Origin of the sequence: Pedobacter riviphilus (genome assembly GCF_014692875.1) — a bacterium.
GTDB classification, from domain to species: Bacteria; Bacteroidota; Bacteroidia; order Sphingobacteriales; family Sphingobacteriaceae; genus Pedobacter; species Pedobacter riviphilus.
The window spans coordinates 5,265,513-5,289,116 of record NZ_CP061171.1 but is presented as its reverse complement, the minus strand read 5'-3'; the positions used below and the strand labels follow the sequence as shown (position 1 = coordinate 5,289,116).

General features: G+C 37.4%; 19 protein-coding genes. 9 read left to right on the top strand and 10 right to left on the bottom strand.

Annotation, left to right across the window (positions count from 1 at the left end; genetic code table 11):
- The first annotated feature begins 18 nt into the window (after positions 1-18).
- Positions 19-234 carry a PLDc N-terminal domain-containing protein gene (locus tag H9N25_RS21815; protein ID WP_167296185.1) on the top strand — a complete coding sequence of 72 codons (216 nt, stop codon included), beginning with the start codon at positions 19-21 and terminating at the stop codon, positions 232-234.
- 323 nt (positions 235-557) lie between these two features.
- On the opposite strand, the gene H9N25_RS21810 is transcribed toward H9N25_RS21815, so the two are convergent.
- From H9N25_RS21810 to H9N25_RS21780, 8 genes are all read right to left on the bottom strand, one after another.
- Positions 558-1,844 (bottom strand): MFS transporter, encoded by a 1,287-nt coding sequence (locus H9N25_RS21810; protein ID WP_223833476.1) that lies wholly within the window; start codon positions 1,842-1,844, stop codon positions 558-560.
- 180 nt (positions 1,845-2,024) lie between these two features.
- Positions 2,025-3,899 (bottom strand): RagB/SusD family nutrient uptake outer membrane protein, encoded by a 1,875-nt coding sequence (locus H9N25_RS21805; protein WP_190327222.1) that lies wholly within the window; start codon positions 3,897-3,899, stop codon positions 2,025-2,027.
- 33 nt (positions 3,900-3,932) lie between these two features.
- Positions 3,933-7,205, bottom strand: a complete 3,273-nt coding sequence (locus H9N25_RS21800) for a SusC/RagA family TonB-linked outer membrane protein (protein WP_223833475.1) — start codon at positions 7,203-7,205, stop codon at positions 3,933-3,935.
- A gap of 443 nt (positions 7,206-7,648) precedes the next feature.
- The gene (gene recG / locus H9N25_RS21795; RefSeq protein ID WP_190327221.1) at positions 7,649-9,754 is read right to left on the bottom strand and encodes an ATP-dependent DNA helicase RecG; all 2,106 of its coding nucleotides are present in this window, start codon (positions 9,752-9,754) and stop codon (positions 7,649-7,651) included.
- A 6-nt stretch (positions 9,755-9,760) separates the two neighbouring features.
- Positions 9,761-10,663 carry an EamA family transporter gene (locus tag H9N25_RS21790; RefSeq protein WP_190327220.1) on the bottom strand — a complete coding sequence of 301 codons (903 nt, stop codon included), beginning with the start codon at positions 10,661-10,663 and terminating at the stop codon, positions 9,761-9,763.
- Positions 10,664-10,665: 2 nt separating this feature from the next.
- Positions 10,666-11,046 carry a RidA family protein gene (locus H9N25_RS21785; protein ID WP_167296181.1) on the bottom strand — a complete coding sequence of 127 codons (381 nt, stop codon included), beginning with the start codon at positions 11,044-11,046 and terminating at the stop codon, positions 10,666-10,668.
- Positions 11,047-11,057: 11 nt separating this feature from the next.
- Positions 11,058-11,195: a DUF6728 family protein gene (locus H9N25_RS25360; RefSeq protein WP_317039670.1), complete on the bottom strand. Its 138-nt coding sequence runs from the start codon at positions 11,193-11,195 to the stop codon at positions 11,058-11,060.
- Between the two features lie 97 nt (positions 11,196-11,292).
- Complete coding sequence (locus tag H9N25_RS21780; RefSeq protein WP_190327219.1) at positions 11,293-12,636, bottom strand: OmpA family protein; 1,344 nt, start codon at positions 12,634-12,636, stop codon at positions 11,293-11,295.
- Between the two features lie 171 nt (positions 12,637-12,807).
- On the opposite strand from H9N25_RS21780, the gene H9N25_RS24780 reads away from it, so the two are divergent.
- Positions 12,808-13,149, top strand: coding sequence for an aminopeptidase P N-terminal domain-containing protein (locus H9N25_RS24780; protein ID WP_223833474.1), 342 nt, complete (start codon positions 12,808-12,810; stop codon positions 13,147-13,149).
- Between the two features lie 17 nt (positions 13,150-13,166).
- Positions 13,167-14,096: a M24 family metallopeptidase gene (locus H9N25_RS21775; protein ID WP_223833473.1), complete on the top strand. Its 930-nt coding sequence runs from the start codon at positions 13,167-13,169 to the stop codon at positions 14,094-14,096.
- A 43-nt stretch (positions 14,097-14,139) separates the two neighbouring features.
- Here the strand turns inward: H9N25_RS21775 and meaB are convergent, their stop codons facing one another.
- Positions 14,140-15,039, bottom strand: a complete 900-nt coding sequence (gene meaB, locus H9N25_RS21770) for a methylmalonyl Co-A mutase-associated GTPase MeaB (protein WP_190327218.1) — start codon at positions 15,037-15,039, stop codon at positions 14,140-14,142.
- 58 nt (positions 15,040-15,097) lie between these two features.
- Here meaB and H9N25_RS21765 point away from each other — a divergent pair, with 58 nt between their 5' ends.
- The 6 genes from H9N25_RS21765 (at position 15,098) to H9N25_RS21740 (ending at position 22,320) form a co-directional block, all read left to right on the top strand.
- Complete coding sequence (locus tag H9N25_RS21765; RefSeq protein WP_190327217.1) at positions 15,098-15,973, top strand: glycosyltransferase family 2 protein; 876 nt, start codon at positions 15,098-15,100, stop codon at positions 15,971-15,973.
- Between the two features lie 48 nt (positions 15,974-16,021).
- Entirely contained in the window at positions 16,022-17,083 is a 1,062-nt protein-coding gene (locus H9N25_RS21760; RefSeq protein ID WP_190327216.1) for a glycosyltransferase family 4 protein, read from the top strand.
- Between the two features lie 257 nt (positions 17,084-17,340).
- Positions 17,341-19,158: an ABC transporter ATP-binding protein gene (locus H9N25_RS21755; protein ID WP_190327215.1), complete on the top strand. Its 1,818-nt coding sequence runs from the start codon at positions 17,341-17,343 to the stop codon at positions 19,156-19,158.
- An 8-nt stretch (positions 19,159-19,166) separates the two neighbouring features.
- Positions 19,167-20,333: a glycosyltransferase gene (locus H9N25_RS21750; RefSeq protein WP_190327214.1), complete on the top strand. Its 1,167-nt coding sequence runs from the start codon at positions 19,167-19,169 to the stop codon at positions 20,331-20,333.
- Between the two features lie 10 nt (positions 20,334-20,343).
- Positions 20,344-21,138: a DUF5672 family protein gene (locus H9N25_RS21745; RefSeq protein ID WP_190327213.1), complete on the top strand. Its 795-nt coding sequence runs from the start codon at positions 20,344-20,346 to the stop codon at positions 21,136-21,138.
- A gap of 51 nt (positions 21,139-21,189) precedes the next feature.
- Positions 21,190-22,320, top strand: coding sequence for a glycosyltransferase WbsX family protein (locus tag H9N25_RS21740; protein ID WP_190327212.1), 1,131 nt, complete (start codon positions 21,190-21,192; stop codon positions 22,318-22,320).
- 35 nt (positions 22,321-22,355) lie between these two features.
- Here the strand turns inward: H9N25_RS21740 and H9N25_RS21735 are convergent, their stop codons facing one another.
- Positions 22,356-23,465, bottom strand: coding sequence for a glycosyltransferase family 4 protein (locus tag H9N25_RS21735; RefSeq protein WP_190327211.1), 1,110 nt, complete (start codon positions 23,463-23,465; stop codon positions 22,356-22,358).
- Positions 23,466-23,604 lie beyond the last annotated feature (139 nt).

Genomic DNA, 23,604 nt, shown 5'->3' with positions numbered 1-23,604 from the left:
TAATTAAAATTTATTTAAATGTTATTAGCAGAAATTAACAGCAATCAGGTGGCACTTTTCGTGATTATACCTGCCGTTTTATGGTTGGTTTTAATCTTGATAGCCCTTTACCACATTTCCAGAAACAGCTCCATGGCCTTCAGTGTAAAAGTATTGTGGTTCATCATTATCTTGCTTGCTCCATTTTTGGGTTCGATTATTTACCTGATGTGGGGTAAGAATAAAAAGTTTTGATTTCAACATGGTCCGTGTCCGCATGAACCATGTTTGTTTTTAATCAAGAAGAAACAAAGACACCACAAAAATTAAGCACATGAAAGGAATGCGATGGGTTCGCATGACTGATAGCAGTGGAAATCCTTTTTTAATTTTCTTCAAAAAAAGATTGTAACGGATAGCCCGACCCTTTCCCGATTCATCGGGATTAGGGGCATGCCCTAATTATTGCAATAAAAATAGCTGAAAAATAAATTCTGCATGATGATCCCGGTTGATTAAATTTGAGAACTGTCAACTTTCAGGCAAACTCACTATTAAAGTTGAGAGCTTTTTAGCAACTAAGCAACTTTAGTAGTCTGTTCATTAATATCCTGCAAACTCAACTTGGTTAAAGATCGTGTTTTAAACCAGGTAATACCTGCTATAGCTATCGTCATACTTCCTCCAAACACAACTGCAGGGACTAGCTTCATCAGCTTAGCAGTTAAACCCGACTCGAATTCGCCAATCTCATTTGATGAACCAATAAACATACTGTTTACCGCCGAAACCCGTCCTCGCATTTCATCGGGGGTAAGCAATTGCATAATTGTTTGTCTGATGATTACACTTACGCTATCAAATGACCCTTCCAGGAACAAAAAGAATAATGTTAAATAGAAATTTTTAGATAAACCATAGCAAATAATGCTGAGGCCAAATCCGGTTACTGCGATTAATAGGTTGCGCCAAGGTTTTCCCATCGGTGAAAAGCGGGTCATGGCCAACATGGTAATTACGGCGCCCGAAGATGCTGCACCGCGCATCATACCTAATCCAAATGAGCCTAAATGAAAAACATCTTTGGCAAACATGGGCAACAAGGCTACTGCCCCACCAAAAAAGACAGAAAACAGATCTAGGCTCATTGCCCATACCATCATCTTTGTTTTAAAAACAAACTGGATTCCTTCTTTTAAACTATGAAATATATTTTGAGTAGGCACATATGTGGCTGGATGCTTTTTGAAAGTAAATATGCAGATCAATGATATGGTAACAAGCCCTACAATTACACTATATGCTGCTGTTATTCCCCATAACCAATTTACCAGCCCCCCAACTAATGGGCCAATAATGGTGGCCAGTTGCCAGCTGCTACTGTTCCAGGTACTCGAATTTGGGTACAACTCTTTCGGTACAATTTTGGCCATTAAAGAAAATGTTGCCGGGCCAAAAAATCCTCTGGCTAAGCCGATGCAGAAAACCAATCCGTACATGATGAGTACAATGAGGTCTTCCTGGAGGTGAAGATATTTACTGGTAATGATCAGCATTAAAACCGAAGCCAGCCAAACACCTGAAAATATCTTGATTAACAACCCACGTTTTTCACTTTTATCGGCAATGTAGCCGCCATACAGTGCAATCCCAATAGCCGGAATGGCTTCGCATAATCCAACTAAACCGAGTTTTAATGGATCGTGTGTTAAATCGTAAATATGATAACCGATAACAACAGCCTGCATTTGATAAGCGAGCGTAAAAAAGAACCGCATACCCAGGAATGATCTAAATTCTTTATATCGCAAGGCTGCGAATGGATCTGGTTTTGCAATAATGGTGTTGGGGTCTGAATCTGCCACAGGAAAAAAATATATGCAAAACTAAGCTTTGAAAATTAAATACAGGAATATACAAAGACCCAAGATTGCTTGTTTTTCTATTGAAAAGTAAAAATTTGAGATCAGAAATCTCAAATTCTATTACATAAAAAACCCGATGAATATGATTGTACATATCCATCGGGTTATTAAGCGCAATTTTTAGTAGCCAGGGTTTTGCTCGAGCAAATTATTCTTATTTACTTCATCGCGGCTAAACGGCCTAAAATAAAGTTTATCGTTCCAACTCCTATTTTCCTGTGCATTTTCTACAACTGGGGTATAGGTATAATCATAAATGGTATTGTCGTAATGATAAGGGGCAGACATCGTTTTGCCAGGTTTAAACTTACCGGTAACCTTAATATAAGTGGTTTTTCTGCCCAATGTTTCACCAGCGATTAACCACCTGCGGGTATCATGATAACGTTGTTCTTCGTAAGCCATTTCGATACGGCGTTCGTGACGGTAAACCTCTCTAAGTCCATCCTGATCTGTAGCGGTTACAGCTGGCATACCTGCTCTGAAACGGATTTTATTTAGCCACTCTGTCGCTTTATTTAATTCACCAAGCTCAATACTGGCCTCAATGAAATTAAACACGGCTTCGGTATACCTGAAGAATGGCCACGGTACATTCTGCGACATAGAAGCATCAACAATAGTTGGATCCGGATCGATAAATTTATGATAATAGTAACCTGTCCAGCTGCCATTCCAATTTTCAATTGAACTTCCACGGGTATCTAAACCTTTAAAATCAATTCTACCAGAGTTGTCCATTAAATCATAAATACCGGTCTGAATCTGGCTAGCCGGATCAACATTACCCGAAGCTTTATCGCGTGGTTTCCATCCTGCACCATCATATAAAATGGTTGCATAAAAACGAGGGTCTCTGTCCTGATAAGGATTAGCTTTTTGTGTGGCATTTGCCCAGCTAAATTTACTGCCATCTTTCATCTCATAATCATCAACCAATAAGCCAATAGGTGTATTTCCGGCCCAATTATGGTAACCATTCGGACCATTCTGCTGCGCATGTTTAATATTGTTCTGGATGATAAAATAACGGGCAAAAATGAGTTCTGACGCTGCAGTAGCATCTATACCCGGTGCCTTACTTGCTCCGCCCATGGCAATGCTTTTATAATTTAATTGCCCATCTGTTACCGTAGTGGGAGCAGAAAGATTTAATTTATAACCTGTACCCAAATCCATGACGGCTTTAGCAGCTGTTTGTGCCAATCGGTAACGGTCTGGCTGGCTGCCACTCGCATAACTTAAAAAATCTAGTTTTTGGGCAGCAATACCCGTAATTTTAGAAGTAAGTTTTGCTCTGTCATGCAGGTCGCTTGCGGCATAAATTAATACCCTTGATTTTAAGGCCAAAGCAGCAAGCGCTGTGGTACGTCCTTTATCTAGCGTTTTGCCGGTTAACAACCTATTGGCCTCATCGCAATCTTTAATGATGAAGTTTACGCATTCCTCATAAGTATTACGTTTGATTTTAAAATCATCAGTTAGTGCATAGGTTTTGGTAATAATAGGTACAGCACCATAATAACGCAATAATTGCTGATAGAAATAAGCACGTAAGAAATAAGCCTCACCTAACAACTGATCTTTTAACGATTGGCTGCTCAGGCCATTATCGCCACCTACAATTCTTTCAACAGTAGTGTTGCAGGCCCTGATACGGTTATACATTTGTTTGTAAGCCCAGGTATCATCTATCCACCCCAAGGTAGAAGGGTTAATGGTTCCATTATTGATCAGATCGATACCGCGTGTTGGATGTGTAAATAGGGCTTCGTCAGAAACTGAAGCCAGCATCTGTTCTGAAAATCCCCCATTTCCCAACCCATTGTAAATATCGTTTACAAAGGCCTGTGCAAGTGCAGGATCTTTCCATACCAATTCCGAAGATATTTTATCGGGCGGATTTACATCCATGAAATCTTTCTTACAAGAAACTGTAAGAAAAGTAATCGAAACTAATATATAGAGCTTTATATTTTTATTTATTGCTTTCATATTCTTGATTGTAATTGATAAATAGCTATACATTTAAAACGCGGCTTTAATGCCAAAATTGATTACCCTGGCCTGCGGGTAGTACTGACCACTTGAATTGGTTGATTCTGGATCCCAAATTTTAATTTTATCTAGGGTAGCCAGGTTCAATCCATTTGTATATACCCTTACACTGTTCAGTCCCACTTTTTCTACCAGGGTATTTGGTAATGTATAGCCCAACTCTACGTTTTTAAGTCTGATGTAATTATTGCTCCGCAACCAATAGGTATTATTTAGCGCATTGTTGCTATCGGTATAATAAGTAGCTCCACGGTTAGATAAACGCGGATTTACCGAACTTGGATTATCAATACTCCAACGGTTTAAGTATGACCACTCCAGGAAATTGCCAATATCGCCAGATTCGGTTATACCTACAATCTGCATCCCGCCGGTTGCCCCCTGAACGAGTACCGACAAATCGAACCCTTTATATTGCAAGTTTAAATTGAAACCTCCGGTAAAGGTTGGTGTACCGTTTTTATCCAGGCGAATTTTATCATCGGCATTGATTTTGCCATCACCATTAATATCCTTAAACTTCATATCACCAGGGCGTAAGGTGCTGGTTAGCGCACTATAATTTAATGTATTGGCACTAATTTCTGCTTGGTCTTTAAAAACACCATCATAGTCGTATACCAACCAGGAATTGGTTATCCGGCCTGTTGAGCGTTGCCACTCTGGAGCTCCAGGGGTTTCATCCCAAAAAACAATTTTGTTTTTTGCATACCCACCGTTTACACTCACACCAAAATTTAAATCGCCAACCCTATCGTTATAACTTAATTTAAACTCGAATCCTTTATTGTTTACTTTTCCTAAGTTAACAGGCGGTAAGCGGTCTACAATACCCGAACTTTCAGGTACGGAACTTCCTCTACTGATCAGGATGTTTGTTCTCTTGTTATAAAAATAATCTAACTCAAGTGATAGTCTGCTTTTTAGAAAGGATGCATCTAAACCTATGTTCATATTATTGGCTACTTCCCATCCAAAATCTAAATTAGGTACTTTGCCTTCTGTTAGCGTTTTAGTAACAAGATCATTAAACGTATATGTTCCAAAATTCATTAAGCTGAGGTATTGGTATTCTTGCAGTGCATCTCCAAAGTATGCTTCAGCACCCATCTGGCCATACGAGGCCCTTAATTTTAAATTATCTACGAACTTAACATTTTCTTTAAAAAACTGTTCCTCTGATAAGCGCCAACCCACAGACACACCTGGAAAGAAACCAAAACGTCTGGCTGTTGGGAAAATGTATGAACCATCTACCCGCCATAAAAATTCGGCGAGGTATTTTTCTTTATAGTTGTAACCAGCCCTTCCAAAATAGCTTAAGCGGGCTCTATTAAATAAATTGTTAGGATCACCGGGGTTATTTCCTAAAGATTGTTCTTTTTCATCGCCTGCCAATAATTGCTCGATCGCTGATGAAAGAAAATATCTCCTAAAAGCAGTAAAACCGTCGTTGGTTACTTTTTCTCGGGTTACCCCAGCCATTAAACCAATGGTATGATCGTTAATTTTTTTATCGTAATTGATCATTCCAGTCAGGTTGATAGCCAATTGCCCACCAGCAGTTTCCCTAAGCCTTGGATCGGTATATTGCGACCTTATCGTACCCGTTAATACTGGCGTTACACCATCGGCCTGAAAGGTTTTTTTATCCCAATCGTAAAGTGTCCAGGGTAATTGCCAGTTTTTCTGTCTGCCAGAATATTTATCTATCGCAGCAGTTCCCGTTACTTTTAATCCTTCAACACCAGGAATTTTAATTTCAACCTTACCTGTAGTTTGGAAATAATCTCTGACATCTTTATTGTAACCGGTTAAATCTGTAGTAGATACTACCGGGTTATAACCATATTCAATATCCCTTCCCGGCTGACCATTTGGCCATATTGCGATTTCAGTCGGTCTTCCCCTCATTAAAAACCTGAAGATATCACCGGCTCCAACTGTTGGAAAATTACGGTCTTCTTCTCTGGCTGATACCCCTAAAGTTGTGGTAATATATTTGCTCAATTTTGCTTCCAGGTTAAAACGCATATCATATTGCTTATATCCCGTAGCAGAATTTTTATAGTATCCGTCTTGATCCAGATAGCCCAAAGAAACCAAGTATTTTACGTTTTCACTACCCCCGTTAATCTGAACATTATGCCTTTGCTGAGGCGACCAATTTTGAAAAGTGGTTTTAAACCAGTCTGTATTAGGATATCGCAATGGATCTGATCCATCACCTAATTTTCTCATTTCATCTGGTTTATAGGCCGCATTAATCGTTTTTCCACCTGTTGAAAGATAAGAACCAGTTGTTTTAAAGCTATTCCATGCCGCCGACCATTCATTTGGATTAATATCGGAACCAAAGATATTCAGCTCATTCAAAATTTCAGCGTACTGCACCGAATTGGCCATTTTAGGTATCCGCGTAGGCTGTTGTAAACCATAACTAAAATCGTAAGAAAACTGAGGCTTGCCTGATTTACCTAATTTGGTAGTAATTAAAATTACCCCGTTGGCAGCCTGCGAACCATAAATGGCAGCAGAAGCATCCTTTAAAACCGATACACTTTCGATATCGTTTGGATTTAACCTTTCGATACCACCTGCACGATTAGGAATACCATCAATTACTATCAGTGCATTATTGTTTCCAAGCGAGTTTGTACCACGGATTCTGATAGTAGAGCCATCGTAACCCGGTTCTCCACTGCTCTGTAATGCCGTTACACCCGGTAAACGCCCCGCTAAAGAGTTGGTTAAGTTTACAGATGAAGATTTAGCCAGTTCGGTACCTTTAACCGAAGCAACAGCACCAGATACAACCGCTTTCTTTTGTGTTCCATAACCTACTACAACTACTTCCGAAAGATTTTGGTTATTCTCTACTAACTGGACATTAATGTTGGTTTGGTTCTTTACCTGAACTTCCTGATCTACGTAGCCCACATAGGTAAACACCAGCGTTGCATCTTCAGGCACCTTGATACTAAAATTTCCGGAACCATCGGTAACCGTAGTTGCTGTGCCCCCTTTCAACTTCACACTTACACCTGGAATTGGGCCTTTGGCATCTGTAACTTTCCCCTTCACAATAATATCCTGGAGGGGTAGTTTGTAAAAATCAAAAGGTTCCTTTTCATGTAATGATGCTTTGGCAGACATGCCGGCAAGTGGAGAAAAAACGAGACAACCACCGCAAACAAGAAACATGCTACTTCTGGCAAAAGTCCTCAATAGATTTTTTTTCATAGTTTTCAATTTATTTTGGTTAGATATTGATTGTAATACAATTTAATACTCATGAGTAATCATGAACTGTCAATATTTGCATTATTAAAACTTGATCTATTGAGTCAATTACAGATATCAATCACTCTAAGAAAATTAGAGTCTTCTACTTTATTGATCAATAAATCGCTGTTAACCATTATGAATCCCTTATCTGATAAACAAACTACTTAAGGTTAATAAAAACTACTCAATAAGACGTACCCTTATTTAGACTTGTCGACTTAACAGTTCATACTTGGTTACACGCAAGATAGGGATATTAGGGGGTAAAAAAAGGGGGTAAAATAATAATTATAAGGGGTTGACTCGTAAAAAAACAATTACAAAACTACACAAAGTAGAATAAATAATACATTGTTAAATATTATTGTAAAATTAGAAAAATTTGAGGGGTTGATGAGCTAACTTATCTTATCGAAAGAAATGCCTCTCTCTAATTTTTGCAGATAAGCTTTTAAGGTTGCGTTTTCGGGTTTTAACAATTGTGGATCGTTCTCAAAAAGTTCAATTACGGTATTACGTGCTTCAGACAAAATAACCTGATCTTTGGCCAGGTCGGCCAGTTTCAAATCCAATACACCACTTTGCTGTGTTCCGGTAATATCGCCAGGACCGCGAAGCTGTAGATCGATCTCAGAGATTTCGAAGCCGTTGTTTGTCCTTACCATTGTTTCTAAACGAATTTTGCCTTCCCTACTCAATTTATTCCCACTCATTAATATGCAGAAAGACTGCTCTGCGCCACGGCCTACCCTGCCACGCAACTGGTGTAGTTGCGAAAGTCCAAAACGTTCGGCATTTTCAATTACCATTACCGAAGCGTTAGGTACGTTTACGCCCACCTCTATTACAGTAGTAGCTACCATAATTTGGCTTTTGCCATCAATAAACTGTTGCATTTCGAACTGTTTATCAGCATTTGGCATTTTTCCATGTACAATACTCATTTGATACTCGGGCCTAGGAAACTGATAGCTCAGCTGCTCAATTCCAGCTTCGAGGTGCAAAAGATCTAATTTTTCGCTTTCTTTAATTAAAGGATAAACAATATAAACCTGCCTACCTTTGGCGATTTCCTGCTTCATAAAACCGAACATCCTGAGGCGTTGGCCTTCAAAAAGGTGTTTGGTTTCTATAGGTTTTCTGCCCGCAGGTAGTTCATCAATAATCGAAACATCAAGATCGCCATATAAGGTCATGGCCAAAGTACGCGGAATTGGCGTAGCGGTCATCACAAGGATATGTGGTGGAATAATATTTTTCCGCCAAAGCTTAGCACGCTGCTCTACGCCAAAACGGTGTTGTTCATCAATCACAACCAATCCTAAGTTCTTAAACCGAACCTTATCTTCAATCAAGGCATGCGTTCCAATCAGAATGTCGATTTCTCCGTTCTCCAATTGCTCATGCAAAATGTTACGCTCCTTCTTTTTGGTATTTCCAGTAAGAATGGCAACGCGCACCAAATCGTCGGTTACAAGCGCCGTAATAGATGCATAGTGCTGACGGGCCAAAATTTCCGTTGGAGCCATCATACAAGCTTGATAGCCGTTATCATTTGCCAAAAGCATACTCATCAACGCTACCGCAGTTTTACCGCTCCCTACGTCGCCTTGAACAAGCCGGTTCATTTGCACGCCACGTTGTGTATCGATTCTGATTTCCTTAACTACCCTTTTTTGGGCATTGGTTAATTCAAAGGGCAAAAATTCGTTATAAAATCGGTTCACTTTTTCGCCAACCTTTTCAAAAGTTACCCCTTTAAATTTTAACTGGCGTAAATGTTTATTATGTAGAAGCTGTAACTGGATGAAGAATAGTTCTTCAAATTTAAGGCGTCTTTCAGCGGCACTTAAATCTTTCTGATTTTTAGGAAAGTGAATATTCAGCAAGGCCAATCTTTTATCTGGCAGCTGATACTTATCAATGATGTATTGTGGTAAATTTTCCGGAACCTGAGGAATAATCTGATCTAACAAACCTGCGATTAAACGCTGTAAACCCTTTGAATCGAGATTAAATTTTTTAAGCTTTTCAGTGGAGTTATATACCGGCTGCAAGGTTAAATTCCCTCGTCCAACCTGTTTACGCTGATAAAGTTCCATTTCTGGATGTGAAATACTGAATGTTCCGTTAAAGATGCTTGGTTTCCCAAAGGCCACATAAGCGGTACCGACAGTAATATTATCGTCAACCCATTTTAGGCTCTGGAACCAGACCAATTCCATGATTCCGGTTTCATCTTTAAAAACAGCGATAATACGTTTCGCTCTTTTATCGCCTATTACTTTTTTGCTGATTACACGCCCGATAATCTGGATATACTGCGTATCGGGATTGATCTGGTTAATCTTGAAATATTTCGTACGGTCGATATACCTGAAAGGATAGTGGGCAAGCATATCCTGATAAGTGAACAGGCCGAGATCCTTTTTCAAAACATCGGCACGGCTAGGCCCAACGCCTTTCAAAAATTCAACAGGTGTATCTAATACCGAATTAAACAAAATATTTTACTGTTTCTTGTAAACAACACTCTTTAGCAATTGTGCATTAAAAATAACGATCGATAGCAGCAAAAGCAAATAAGCAAAAAGTTGGTGCAGATCTATTTTCTCCTTAAAGTAGAAAAATGCAACGGTAAAAGCAACTATCGGGTTAAGATAAATCAAAATACCCAGGGCTGATGAAGGCATACCTAATAGCGCATACGAATTTAAAAAGAGCGGAATAATGGTAAATACAATGGCAATCAAAAATATATGTAACCAAAAGAAGGTTTCAGTGGGAAAAGGTGCTGCGTTAAAAGAATACAAAGGCAGCATCATTAATCCTGATAAAATTAACTGAACGCCTAAAAAATTAAATTTATCTACATCTTTAATCACTTTTAGCACAATAACATATATGGCATAAAAAGAGGCGATGATAATAGCCCACATAACTTCATGTAAAGAGCCTGTTGCCAATAGGATAATGCTTATAAATGCAATGATCAGGGCAATAACTTTAGCCTTCGTTAATTGCTCTTTTAAAATGATAAATCCGCAGAGTGCAGTTAACAGCGGGCAAACCATATAGGCAAAGGCTGCGGCCTTTAAACTCACACTATTTACAGCATAAATGTAGGTAAACCAGTTTCCTGTAATCAGAAATGATGATATTACAGTAAGCAGTAATAGTCTGGTTTTCTTGCGGGTGCTTAATGATTTTAAGAAATTCAAATCATTTTTTAATGCTTCTCTTCTGAATAAAAGAATGGTAGCCCAAACTACGATTATGGAAACAAATATCCTGTAGTATAAAATTTCGTGAGGTGGAAAACCTTTTATGTTACGCAAAGGTATAGACATTGTTCCCCAGATGATGTAAGGAACAATGCCAGATATAAAATATTTGCTTTTGCTTTCTCTCAAAATTAGCCTACAATGGCAATTACAGAGATTTCTACATTAACATTTTTAGGTAACACCGAAACTTGAACGGTTTCGCGAGCTGGAAAATCAGCAGTAAAGTATTGTCCATAAACTTCGTTTACCTGAGCAAAAGTGCCCATATCACTTAAGAAGATAGTAGACTTTACTACATTATCGAAGGTTAAACCTGCTTCAAGCAAAACGGCTTTAAGGTTACGCATTACCTGGTGTGTTTCTTCTTCAATATTACTAATATTTAATTCTCCGCTTTCTGGATTAATGGCCACCTGGCCTGATACGAATAAAAAGTTCCCAGCTTGTACAGCTTGGCTATATGGTCCAATTGGAGCTGGAGCATTGGTTGTTTTAATAATTTTTTTCATACAATTTGGGGTTATTTAGCAAGCCACTGAATAAGCTTGTAGATGATACCTGCCAGAAAAATTAAGATGGCCAATGCATTGATAAAATGCATAATTCTAAGGTTGATGTTATTTGGCCTGTTGGGATCCTTTTTTCTAAAGAAGTACATAATACAAACTTAGCTAAAAAGCTTAATACAGAAAATTAAAAGGCATAAAAAAAGTCCCGATTTTCATCGGGACTTTTTTAAATCTTATATTGAAATACTAGTTTCTAGCAGTTTCAACACGACGGTTTTGGATACGACCTTCTTCAGTATCGTTAGAAGCAATTGGATTAGCTTCGCCATTACCTTTAGTAGCAACTTGACTAGCGTTAACGCCAGAGTTTACTAAGTAAGTTTTAACAGAGTTAGCTCTGTCTTTAGATAATTTCAAGTTATATGCAGCAGTACCTTCGCTTGAAGCGTAACCGTTTACAGTTACTTTACCACCGTTTTCACGTAACACTGAAGATAATTTATCTAAAGTAGGGTAAGACTCAGTTTTTAAAACTGAAGAGTTGAAATCGAAACCGATTTTTTCGAAACCTGTTACAGTGCTTGGAGCAGTAGTAGGAGCCTCAACTTTTGGAAGAGGACAACCTGAACCATCAACAGCAGTACCAGCAGGAGTTCCTGGGCATTTATCGAATTGATCAGCAACACCGTCACCATCAGTATCTTTTTTCAAATCTTCAACAGATTTCTCAACAGCAGAAACACGATTTTTCAATGCTTCAACTTCTTGACGTAAAGTTGGATCTTTTAACTCATCGTACATAGTAGCTAATGGGTTAGTCCACTCTAAAGTTGGTTTAGCAGAAGAACCTAAAGAGAATTCTAAACCAGCATAACCGTAAGAGAATTTATCTTTAGTTTGACCTTTTGCATAAACTCCATCTAAGTTATCAGCATCAACAAAGTTCATTGTGTAACCTAAGTTAAAGTTAACACGCTCAGAAACTTTGAATTTAACACCAGCACCAACTGGAATGTAGAAACCTTTTACGTAATCTTTAGCATCATGTCTGTCATCAGCAGGACCTACAGCTTTACCTTTCCAGTCAATTTGTGTTCCATTAGATAAATTCACTTTTGGAGCATAAGCCATGTAACCAGCACCAGCAGTTAAGAAGAAACCTACTGAGTTCTCACGACGTAAGAAATCGATAGAACCTACGTTAACAACACCACGTAAATCTACAGCATATTGCAATTCAGTTTCGAAATCTTTAACTGATGAAGTAATACCTTCGTTATTACCTGAAAGTTTACCACGAGTTCCGTTTAATTCTAAACCGAATGAGTGACCTAATTGTTTACGGATGTTTAAACCGTAACCTAAGTTAGCATCCCATTTGTTGAAATCGTTTGAACCACCGATAGCCACAACTGGCATTAAAACACCACCATGTACACCGATAGACCAAGTTCTGTACTGTCCTCTACCGCCAAATACCTTGACAGCAGAAGTGGTTGCAGGTGCATCCTGAGCGACAGCAAGAGAAGCAACTCCTGTTAATGCCACTAAAGAAAGCGCAACACTTTTCTTTAAAGTAGAATAATTCATAATCTTTTTCTTTTTTAAGGGTTAAACAATTTAATTGATTAATTTTTTAGTAATCGCAAAATTAAACAAAATTTTAAATTTTCAAACTTTTATACAAACTCCGTTCCAAACTTCACAGTAATTAATCATTTTATTACATTTGGCCATTACCCTTATAAAAATACCATTTTCATGAAATATCCTACCATCAATCAGTCATTATTTATTTTAAACAGAAAAAACTTCACTAAATACCTAAAAAACAACTCTTTATCTATATTCAATTCAAGTGATGAATTTCCTAGAAGTGGCGATCAGAACTTCGTTTTTAAGCAAAATCCTGATTTATTTTATTTATCTGGAATTGATCAAGAACAAACAATTTTGTTATTATTTCCTGATTGTCCTAATCCATTGTACAGAGAAGTCCTGTTTTTAAGACAGACTAATGATTATATTAAAGTTTGGGAGGGATATAAGTATACTAAGGAGCAAGCTAAAGTGGCCTCGGGATTCAAGCTGTATACTGGTTAGAGGATTTTGATAACATTTTGCATAGCATTGTGAACTATGCTGATCATATTTATTTAAATACAAATGAAAATGACAGGTATGCCCATGAAGTTCCTTATCGTGATATCCGATTTATTGAGAAAATGAGAGCAAAATATCCATTGCATCATTATGAACGCTCTGCACCAATTATGCGAAATTTGCGTGCAGTTAAATCAGATGTTGAGATTGAACTAACAAAAAAAGCGTCGGCAATAACCCGAGATGCTTTTATTAGGGTATTAAAATTTACCAAGCCTGGTGTTAAAGAATATGAGATTGAAGCGGAGATTATACACGAATTTATCCGTCAAGGAGGAACCGGCCATGCCTACACGCCTATCATTGCTTCAGGGCATAATGCTAATATCCTTCATTACAACGATAATAACCAAGAATGTAAAGATGGGGATGTAATACTTTTCGATTTTGGTGCAGAATATGCCAATTATAATGCCGATATGAGCCGCTCCATCCCCGTTAATGGCAGATTTACGCAAAGACAAAAAGATGTGTACAATGCAGTACTGCATGTAATGAGAGAATCGATTAAATTAATTGGCGAAGGGACCATATGGAATACCTACCATGAACAGGTTGGTGAAATTATGACTGAACAACTGATTAATCTTGGGCTCATCTCTACAGTAGACGTAAAGAACCAAACCGCAGCGTGGCCAGCTTATAAAAAATATTTTATGCATGGCAATTCGCATCACCTGGGTATAGATGTACATGACTTTGCAGGAAGATATACGCCATTTGCTAACGGAAACATTCTTACGGTTGAACCAGGTATCTATATTCCGGAAGAAGGCTTAGGCATCCGTTTAGAAAACAATATCCTTATCACCGCAAAGGGAAATATAGATCTAATGGCCGATATACCACTAGAAGCGGAAGAAATTGAGGAGATTATGAACAGTTAGTTCAGTTTTCAGTGAGCGGTTCCCAATTAATCGTTTCAAACAATTAACCATTACGAATAAACTCGTCTGCAAAACGATAAATATTAAAATCATCTTGTTTTAAGGCTGCCTGAATTTTTTCTAGCAGCCTTTTTTTATCTATACCCCTCATTTTCTCATGCTGAATGAGTCTCCATGCTTTCTCTGCAAACAGAAAAGCTTTTCGGTTATGATCAAAAGCAGACGGCTTGATTATCCATGTACAAAGTTCATCAATACCTGTATTTTTATCGGCCACTGTTTTTAATATCGGGATAGTCTTCGGGCCTTGATGAACAACTTTCTTTAAATTATTGGCAAAAACATCTGCACCTTCCCTATCTGCCTTGTTGATAACAAAACAATCAGCAATCTCCATCAAACCAGATTTGATATTCTGAACCTCATCCCCAGATTCGGGGACCAAAACAACAACAGTTTTGTCAGCCAGTCCCGCAATTTCTACTTCCGATTGCCCAACACCAACGGTTTCCACAATAATCAGATCAAAATTAGCTGCTTTTAAAACATCAACCATCTCAATGGTTTTTGCAGAAATACCGCCCAAAGCACCTCGCGTTGCTAACGATCTGATAAAAACGTTTGGATTATTAAACTGACCAGCCATGCGGATTCGATCGCCCAATAACGAACCGAAATTAAAAGGAGAAGTTGGATCAATAGCCAATATGGCGATGCGCTTCCCCTTAGAAGTAAAGTAATTGGTTATGGCATTTACCAAAGTACTTTTACCTGCTCCAGGCGGTCCGGTAATACCTAAAACTGGCACATTAACCCGACTATCTAAATCTCTTAAAATCGAATCGGCTGGTTTAATATCATTTTCAACAAGTGTTAATGTTCTTGCCAAAACCTTATAATTGCCCGCCTTTACTTCGCTTAAAATGGATAGATGCGTATTCATCAATAAAACTATCTTTGTACAAATTAACAAAAATTATTAGCTACAAAGCGCCCCCATAATGAAAGTTACCGGTTTTACCTTTTTAAGAAATGCAATTGTAAACGATTATCCGGCAAAAGAAGCGATACTTTCTGTGCTTCCATTATGCGACGATTTTATTGTCGCGTTGGGGAACTCTACAGATAAAACTTCTGAAATGGTTAAAAGCATCGATCCTAAAATCAGAACAATTGATACCGTTTGGGATGACAACATGAGGGAAGGGGGCCGTGTTTTTGCCGACGAAACCAACAAAGCCCTGGCTCAAATACCATCGGATACTGATTGGATGATCTACATTCAAGGTGATGAAGCCATCCATGAAGATTATCTTCCGCTGATTAAAAAAGAAATGGAGCAGGAGCTTAACAATCCGAATGTGGAGGCCCTCTTGCTAAAGTATAAACATTTTTACGCTTCGTACGATTATCTCGCTGAATCAAGGCGCTGGTACAGAAGAGAAGTTAGAATTATCAAAAACCTGCCGGGCGTACACTCCTACCGCGATGCGCAAGGCTTTAGGATTAATGATAGAAAACTCAGGGTTAAATTAATTGATGCATACATTTATCATTACGGGTGGGTAAAACCACCTAAAGGATTGCAAGGCAAGGTTCGAAATTTTAACCAATTTTATCAAACAGAAGAGTGGATTGAAGAAAACTACCCCATACAGGAAACCTACGATATGCACAATGCCGATCGTTTGGTTCATTTTAAAGGTAGCCATCCAAAAGTAATGCAGACAAGAATTGCAGCCGCAAACTGGAAATTTGAAAAAGATTTAACCAAGGAAACGCCAAAAATGAATTTCCGAAGGAGCGTTTTGCAAAAAATTGAAGATTTAACCGGGTTACGCTTGTTTGAATACCGAAATTATAAAATTGTAAAATAAGCTTCAATTTAAATCTGCCTATATTTGCACCATTAAATTACATTATTAATGAAAAAGCCCAATGTCTTAGTAACCTTCGATTCGATGAAAGATGCCAATTGTGGTTATTTTTCCTTCGGAAAAGGGCTGGGCGATGCATTGATCCAAGAAAACAAAGGGAAATTTAAGCTCAAATTTTATCTTTTTAAACACACTCAATATCTTTTTAATGGTTTGGTTGATATCATTTATCTATCCAGGTTAGATCGGCTATTCTTTAAGGGAAAAAATGACTTTGACGTTGTTCATCTCTCTGATCAAACCTGCAGATTAAGACCAAGCAGGGTAAATGCAAAAAAAATAATGACTGTTCACGACATGAACAAGGTGCATTTAAAATTTAGCAAACCGCACAGAATCCAGGTTTATTTAAAAAAACTTGGTAGACTGGTATCGCAATGTGATAAAATTGTATGCATATCGCAGTTTGTTGCGAATGATGTTGTTAACTACTTCCCTGAAGCCAAAGAAAAAGTTAGTGTTATTTATAATGGTGCAGATAAGTTGATTGCAGATGAAAAACATAACCCGAGCTTTGTTCCACCAAAACCTTTCTTATTTACTATAGGATTATTATCGGTACAGAAAGGATTTCATCTGCTGCCTGCTTTATTAAAAGGGAATGACTTTCATCTCGTTATTTCGGGTAAAGAAACCCCGCATAAACAAAGGATTTTAGAAGAAGCTGAAAAATATGATTGTTTAGACAGGGTACACATCACGGGGCCAATCTCTGATGAAGATAAAACATGGTATTACAAAAATTGTGATGCTTTTTTGTTCCCATCTGTTGCCGAAGGCTTTGGCTTGCCAATTATTGAAGCAATGCATTTTGGGAAACCTGTTTTTCTATCAAAATTCACTTCACTCCCCGAAGTTGGTGGCGATGTTGCCTATTACTTTGATAATTTCGAACCTGAACACATGCAAGATGTATTTAGAGATGGGATGAAAGATTTTGTTCAAAATAACCGCTTCAAAGAAGCAATTGCCCAGGCAGAAAAATTTTCGTGGGAAATAGCAGCCAAGCAGTATTTGAATTTATATCAGGAATGCTTGAATAATAGATAAAAATAGCGTTTTTTCCTTGTTACTTTTTATATCACTTCAGAATAACAAATTCATCAGTCCAATGAATATCAATTTGTCTCCATTGATGTATCATTTTATTATACGGCACGCTCCTTTTAAAATTAGATAATTGTAATTTTAATTGGGTAAAGCTCTGAGTCCTTATTCATATATCTGAAAAACCGTACATTTGCCTGAACTTTATTTTAATTTTTTACGGCTGGGTACTCCCTAAGTTCCGTTATATACCATACTTAATGAAAACTTATTTTCGTTTATTATCATTTGCGAAGCCGATTGAAAAATTTGCAATACCTTATCTGATCACGACATTATTTGCGATTTTTTTTAATACATTCCTTTTTACATTACTTGGCCCGCTAATGCAGGCACTTTTTTTAGGAAAATGTGATCCGGCTAAAGTTGCAGAACAGAAAAGTAGCTGGGATTTATTAGGCCGCTTTAATGAATATATCAATGGAATTATTGCCGATGATAAAATTCTGGCACTAAAAGTAATCTGCATAATAATTATTGCAACGGTATTTCTCGCCAACTTTTTCCGTTATTTTTCGCAGCGTTTTATGGAAGATTTACGTGTACACACCCTATTAAACATACGTAAAACCGTTTTTAACAATGTAATGAATTTACATGTTGGCTACTTTAATAACGAGCGCAAAGGCGATATTATCTCAAAGGTCGCATCCGATGTACAGGTTGTTCAGTTTACCGTAACAAACACATTGCAGGTTGTATTTAAAGAACCGTTACAATTGCTGTTCTTTATTGGCGTGTTGATTTCTATCTCTGCCAAACTAACCTTATTTTCATTATTAGTTATCCCTGTTTCTGGTTTTATTATCAGTAAAATTGTAAAAAGACTAAAACAACAAGCCACTCAGTCACATGAATCTTTTGCAAAAATGATTGGTTTTTTAGATGAATCGCTAAGTGGAATAAAAATTATTAAAGCTTTTAACGCTACTGAACGGGCAAAGGAAAGATTTGATTCTGAAAACAAGTTTTACTCATTTTTAAACAGAAAAATGGCCAGGAGGCAGCAATTAGCCTCTCCAGTATCGCAAACTTTAGGCGTTTTAGTTGTTGTATTTATCCTTTTGTATGGCGGTACGTTAATATTAAGTGGAAAAGGCGATTTGGAAGCTGCAGAATTTGTAGTTTATTTAGCTACCTTTTCTCAGGTACTGCAGCCTGTAAAAGCGCTTGCTGACTCTTTTAGCGGCATCCACTCAGGTATTGCAGCCGGCGAACGCGTACTAGACCTCATTGATACTGAACCAGCACTTAAAAATAAAGCTGGCGCTGAAGTACTGACTGATTTCAATAACGCATTAATTTTAAAAGATGTTTCATTCTCATACGGAGATAAACAGGTTTTAAAAAACATCAGCATCGATATTGAAAAAGGAAAAACGATAGCCTTGGTTGGCCCTTCAGGAGGAGGTAAAAGTACATTAATGGACCTGCTACCACGTTTTCATGATCCAAAATCGGGAGCAATCAAAATCGACGGCCATGATTACAGAGACCTTACCGTAGAAAGTATCCGTTCGCAAATGGGGATTGTTAACCAGGAATCTTTTCTATTTAACGACAGCATTTTTAATAACATCGCCTTTGCTAAACCTGATGCTACAGCGGAAGAAGTAATTGCAGCAGCGAAAATTGCCAATGCGCACGATTTTATCCTCAATACGGAAAATGGTTATCAAACTAATGTCGGCGATAGGGGTAATAAATTATCTGGTGGACAGAAACAACGGGTTTGTATTGCCCGGGCGGTTTTAGCCAACCCCCCAATTATGCTTTTAGATGAAGCCACATCAGCGCTGGATACAGAATCTGAAAAATTGGTACAGGAAGCTTTAAATAATTTAATGAAAAACCGTACTTCAATCGTTATAGCACATCGCTTAAGCACCATACAACACGCTGATAAAATTGTGGTGATTGATAAAGGCGAAGTTGTAGAAAGTGGAAACCACAACGAATTAATGAATAAAAATGGTTTATATAGACGTTTAATTGACATGCAGGCCTTTAACGACTAAACATTTAGATGAAGAAAGTATTATTTTTTATGCCCGATAATCCACTAAAAAAAAATGCGGGGAATAGAACCAGGGCTTTAAGCATGTTGGGCTACTTTAAATCAAGAAATTTTGAAATTGATTTTGTAAGTGAATATTATACCGGACGCTGGAACGAAACAGACATTAAAGCATTTGAACAAGCTAACCTTGCTGATCATACTTACGTAATTAAAAAAAAACCTGCAAAAAAAAACATCTTATTTTACCTGCTTTTTTATAAACTGCCAAATTTTTTCTATTCAAATAAGGCCTGGTTTTTTCCGCTTCAATTCCCGGAGTTGGTTACCTTAAGGTTTAAGCGCGCTTTCAAGAAAATCTTAAAAAAAAACGACTACGATTATATCTTTATTAACTATGCCAGCTGGGCTACTTTGGTAGAGCACAATCCTTTAACAAAAAAAGCAGTAACGGTAATCGACACGCATGATTTTATAACAGCCCAACTTCAAAGAAAGGTTAATATCGGGCAGTCTTTTAAAGAAGAAATCAGAAGGATTTCCTTATTTGATATTGCTTTGGCTATTTCTGTAGAAGAGCAGTATATTTTTAGCCAGTTTTGTAAAAACAAGATTGTTTTAGCACCAATGATGCTTGATAAACCTAAAAGCATTGGCACTATTGAAGAAAAATCATTTGATTTGATATATGTTGCAAGTGATAACATACACAATCAAAAATCTGCTAATTGGTTTTTTAATGAGGTATACCCATTGTTACCAGCCAATGTGCAAATATGTGTGATTGGGCAGATTAACGAGCATCTTTCTATCAAAGCACCCAATATTACCTCAGTAAACTTTGTTGAAGATCTATCAACCTATTACCTTAATGCTAAAGTTGCATTGTGCCCCATGCTAACGGGCACCGGCACTAAGATAAAAGTAGTTGAAGCGCTATCTTACGGCATGCCGGTGGTTTGTAATACCAGAGGTATAGATGGATTGATTGACAAAAACAACAATGGTTGTTTGGTGAGTGACGATGCTGTTGAGTTTAAGAATAACATTATGAAACTGCTAACAGATGCATCTGTGTATCAAAAACAGGCCGAAAATGCTTTGGCTACTTTTAATCTTAATTACGAAAAAGAACACTGTTATAAATATCTCGACACTGTTTTTAAAATAGTTTAGTTTATCCAGTATGAAAAAGGTTGCCGTTATTGTGCCTATTTATAAAGAGCCAACAGCTTTGGAGGATATTTCCTTACAACAGTGTTTCAAAGTTCTCGCTAAATCACATCCGATATTTTGTATAAACCCCACTTCTCTAAATTTTAATACCCCCTATCCATTCGAAAAATTCATCAGTTTTGATGATGCATATTTTAAGGATATCGCGGGTTATAACAGGTTAATGTTAGCCGGCGAATTTTATGAAGCATTTTTAGACTATGAGTACATTTTAATTTACCAATTAGATGCTTTTGTTTTTAAAGATGATCTAAATATTTGGTGTCAAAAAAACATGGATTATATAGGTGCACCATGGCTAAGACATAAATACCCCGATGTTATAAAAGCAGTAAAAAACAGCGTATTGAGTTATGTGCACCGAAGATTCAATATCAAGAAAAAAAACACTTCAGTGCCTACTGATATCCAACGGGAGTACAAAGTTGGAAACGGTGGATTATCTCTACGTAGAACACAAATATTTTATACTCTCACCCAACGCTTCCAGGAAAAAATAAAAGAATATTTATTACATACTGCTGCAAACCTTAATGAGGATGTTTTCTGGAGCATAGAGGTCAACAGAAAGAAAAAAAATTTGAAGATACCGTCATATAAGGAAGCCGTGTATTTTGCATTTGAAGTACCGGTTGATAGGGCTTTCGAACTCACCAATAACGCGCTCCCTTTTGGATGCCATGCCTGGAACAAAAATCTCAATGTCTGGAGGCCGATATTTAAAGACTTCGGATATTCGATTTGATTTATTTACAATCAACAAACTAAACATACCTTACGCTAACATTATCCATTTATGCAAAACCCCAACAGCGAAAACAAACTTAAGGCCATTGCACTTTACCTGCCACAGTTCCATCCCTTTAAGGAAAACGATGAATGGTGGGGCAAGGGATTTACCGAATGGACAAATGTTACTAAGTCAAAACCAAAATTCAAAGGCCATTATCAGCCACATCTGCCAACAGACCTAGGTTATTACGATCTTCGGCTATTAGATACCATGGTAGAACAGGCTAGCCTTGCCAAAACTTATGGAGTTTACGGCTTCTGTTTTTATCATTATTGGTTTAATGGGAAGCTTTTAATGGAAACCCCGCTAGAGCAGATGCTAAAATCAAAAAAACCTGATTTCCCTTTTTGTTTATGCTGGGCAAATGAAAACTGGACCAGGCGCTGGGATGGTATGGAGGCCGATGTTTTGATTAAACAGAACTACGGTCTGGAAGATGATTTTGACCACATTCAATACCTAATGCCTTTTTTTAAAGATGAGAGGTATATTAAAATAGATGGGAAGCCAGTATACCTCATGTATAGATCAGAACTTCATCCAAATATAAATGAGGCGGTAAAAATATGGCGGGACGAGGCAAAAAAAGCAGGGTTTGAAGACCTTTATCTAATTAGAGTAGAGAATTTCAAGCATGATTTTGACCCACAATATCATGATTTTGATGCCAGTATGGAGTTTGCGCCAGATTTTTCTATCCCATTACAGAAATACAGCAAGAAAGAGCCTGTTAGTCATTTCTTAAGAAAATTACTACATAAAACTGCTATTAAAGCAAGTGGGTTATTAGCCAATAAAGTGTTCGACTATGAAGAGATAGTGGATAAGATGACTAAAAAAGCGCCTAAGCCCTATAAATATTTCCGTTCTGTTTTTCCTAGTTGGGATAACTCTGCAAGAAGGGCTAAAGATGCAACAGTTTTTGTAAATTCAAGTCCAGAAAAATTTCAACAATGGGTAACAAATACAGCCAGTTATACAAACGAACATTTTAAAGGTGAAGAGCGTTTGTTTTTTATAAACGCCTGGAACGAATGGGCAGAAGGCTGCCATTTAGAGCCCGATCAACAATACGGTCATCGCTATTTACAGGCCTTAAAAAATGGACTTGAATCAAATAAAGCAAAACCTTAATGGAAAAAACGATAGGTGATCAGTTTCAGGCAAATTTAATCTACATTATTGAGTATATCTTCTAAAATTGACACCTGTTTTTTCACTTCATAACGGGAGGCTTGGCGTTTGATCTCATCTACATTAAACTTCTCCGGATGATTTTTTACTTCCATCATTGCATCGGCAAGGTCTTTTGTTCTCCAGGTATCTACAACGATCCCGGTATCAGTTTTCACAAACTCTTTAATTCCGCCAGAATTGAACCCTACAATGGGCTTGCCTAACGCAGCAGCTTCTAGCATTACCAGCGGGAAAGAATCTTCTCTTGAAAGTAATAGGAAGGCATCCGCAGAATTAAGATAATTATAATATTCTTCACTTTGCGCTCCTAGGAACCTAACCCTCCCCGGAAATTTATTTTCTACAGCCTTTTTTGCATAATAGTATATGCCAGTATCTTCCTCACCCCCTATCCAGATAATCTTGATATTGCCCGGAAGTTCAGGGAGTAATGAAACCAAAAAATCGACACCTTTTATCAATGTTGTTTTACCAGAAATGGCCCAAACAAAATCTTCTCTATCAAAACCTGTATTTGCTTTAACTTCTGCAGCAGTTTTTGTACAAACGATTTTACTTAAATCGATAAAACCATATAAAAGCTTTACATCAGGTCGTCCCATGTCGCTAATCCTATTACATACAGCTTCAGAACAACCAATTAGTGCTGCAGATGATGTAACGATGCTTTCTAAATCCTTATAACCGATAAAATCGTAAGCAAAAGGAAGCTCATGTGCATGAGTAATAACTTTAATCCCTAGTTTCTTGGCAATTGGATAAACCTCAGGAATTACGATGGTATTTACGTACCAGAAATCAACATTATTTTTCTTGGTGATATAATTCAACTGATACTCTAAAGAATCAATTTTAACTTTTTTTAAGACTGATCTCAGAAGCCTTAAAGATCTTTTAGGATTTTCTCTATAAGGCAGAAAATGTTGAATTTCACTTGGCAAAGTATCGATTAACACGCCTTTCCCCTTTGTAAACAATAGTGGCAAAAATTTTTCTCTGTTTAAATTCATCAAAGAATACCAAAGTAGCATTTCTGAACCCGTTCTGCCCAAGTTATGGCTTATAAACAATATTTTCTTCATCTAATCCTTTAATTAAAAAGCTCCTTCAATTTAAATTAGGCGCAATTTAAAGAATAAAAACATGTATTGGCTTTATTTAATCGTAATTACACATCAATATTTAGTTTGTTGGTATATTTGGGATAATCATTTCTTAGCA

What these genes read in the sequence shown, in the direction of transcription:
- H9N25_RS21815 (WP_167296185.1), top strand. Translation starts at nt 19, where the DNA reads ATGTTATTAGCAGAAATTAACAGCAATCAGGTGGCACTTTTCGTGATT.
- H9N25_RS21805 (WP_190327222.1), bottom strand. Translation starts at nt 3,899, where the DNA reads ATGAAAGCAATAAATAAAAATATAAAGCTCTATATATTAGTTTCGATT.
- H9N25_RS21800 (WP_223833475.1), bottom strand. Translation starts at nt 7,205, where the DNA reads ATGAAAAAAAATCTATTGAGGACTTTTGCCAGAAGTAGCATGTTTCTT.
- H9N25_RS21785 (WP_167296181.1), bottom strand. Translation starts at nt 11,046, where the DNA reads ATGAAAAAAATTATTAAAACAACCAATGCTCCAGCTCCAATTGGACCA.
- H9N25_RS25360 (WP_317039670.1), bottom strand. Translation starts at nt 11,195, where the DNA reads ATGTACTTCTTTAGAAAAAAGGATCCCAACAGGCCAAATAACATCAAC.
- H9N25_RS21780 (WP_190327219.1), bottom strand. Translation starts at nt 12,636, where the DNA reads ATGAATTATTCTACTTTAAAGAAAAGTGTTGCGCTTTCTTTAGTGGCA.
- H9N25_RS24780 (WP_223833474.1), top strand. Translation starts at nt 12,808, where the DNA reads ATGAAATATCCTACCATCAATCAGTCATTATTTATTTTAAACAGAAAA.
- meaB (WP_190327218.1), bottom strand. Translation starts at nt 15,039, where the DNA reads ATGAATACGCATCTATCCATTTTAAGCGAAGTAAAGGCGGGCAATTAT.
- H9N25_RS21765 (WP_190327217.1), top strand. Translation starts at nt 15,098, where the DNA reads ATGAAAGTTACCGGTTTTACCTTTTTAAGAAATGCAATTGTAAACGAT.
- H9N25_RS21760 (WP_190327216.1), top strand. Translation starts at nt 16,022, where the DNA reads ATGAAAAAGCCCAATGTCTTAGTAACCTTCGATTCGATGAAAGATGCC.
- H9N25_RS21755 (WP_190327215.1), top strand. Translation starts at nt 17,341, where the DNA reads ATGAAAACTTATTTTCGTTTATTATCATTTGCGAAGCCGATTGAAAAA.
- H9N25_RS21750 (WP_190327214.1), top strand. Translation starts at nt 19,167, where the DNA reads ATGAAGAAAGTATTATTTTTTATGCCCGATAATCCACTAAAAAAAAAT.
- H9N25_RS21745 (WP_190327213.1), top strand. Translation starts at nt 20,344, where the DNA reads ATGAAAAAGGTTGCCGTTATTGTGCCTATTTATAAAGAGCCAACAGCT.
- H9N25_RS21740 (WP_190327212.1), top strand. Translation starts at nt 21,190, where the DNA reads ATGCAAAACCCCAACAGCGAAAACAAACTTAAGGCCATTGCACTTTAC.
- H9N25_RS21735 (WP_190327211.1), bottom strand. Translation starts at nt 23,465, where the DNA reads ATGAAGAAAATATTGTTTATAAGCCATAACTTGGGCAGAACGGGTTCA.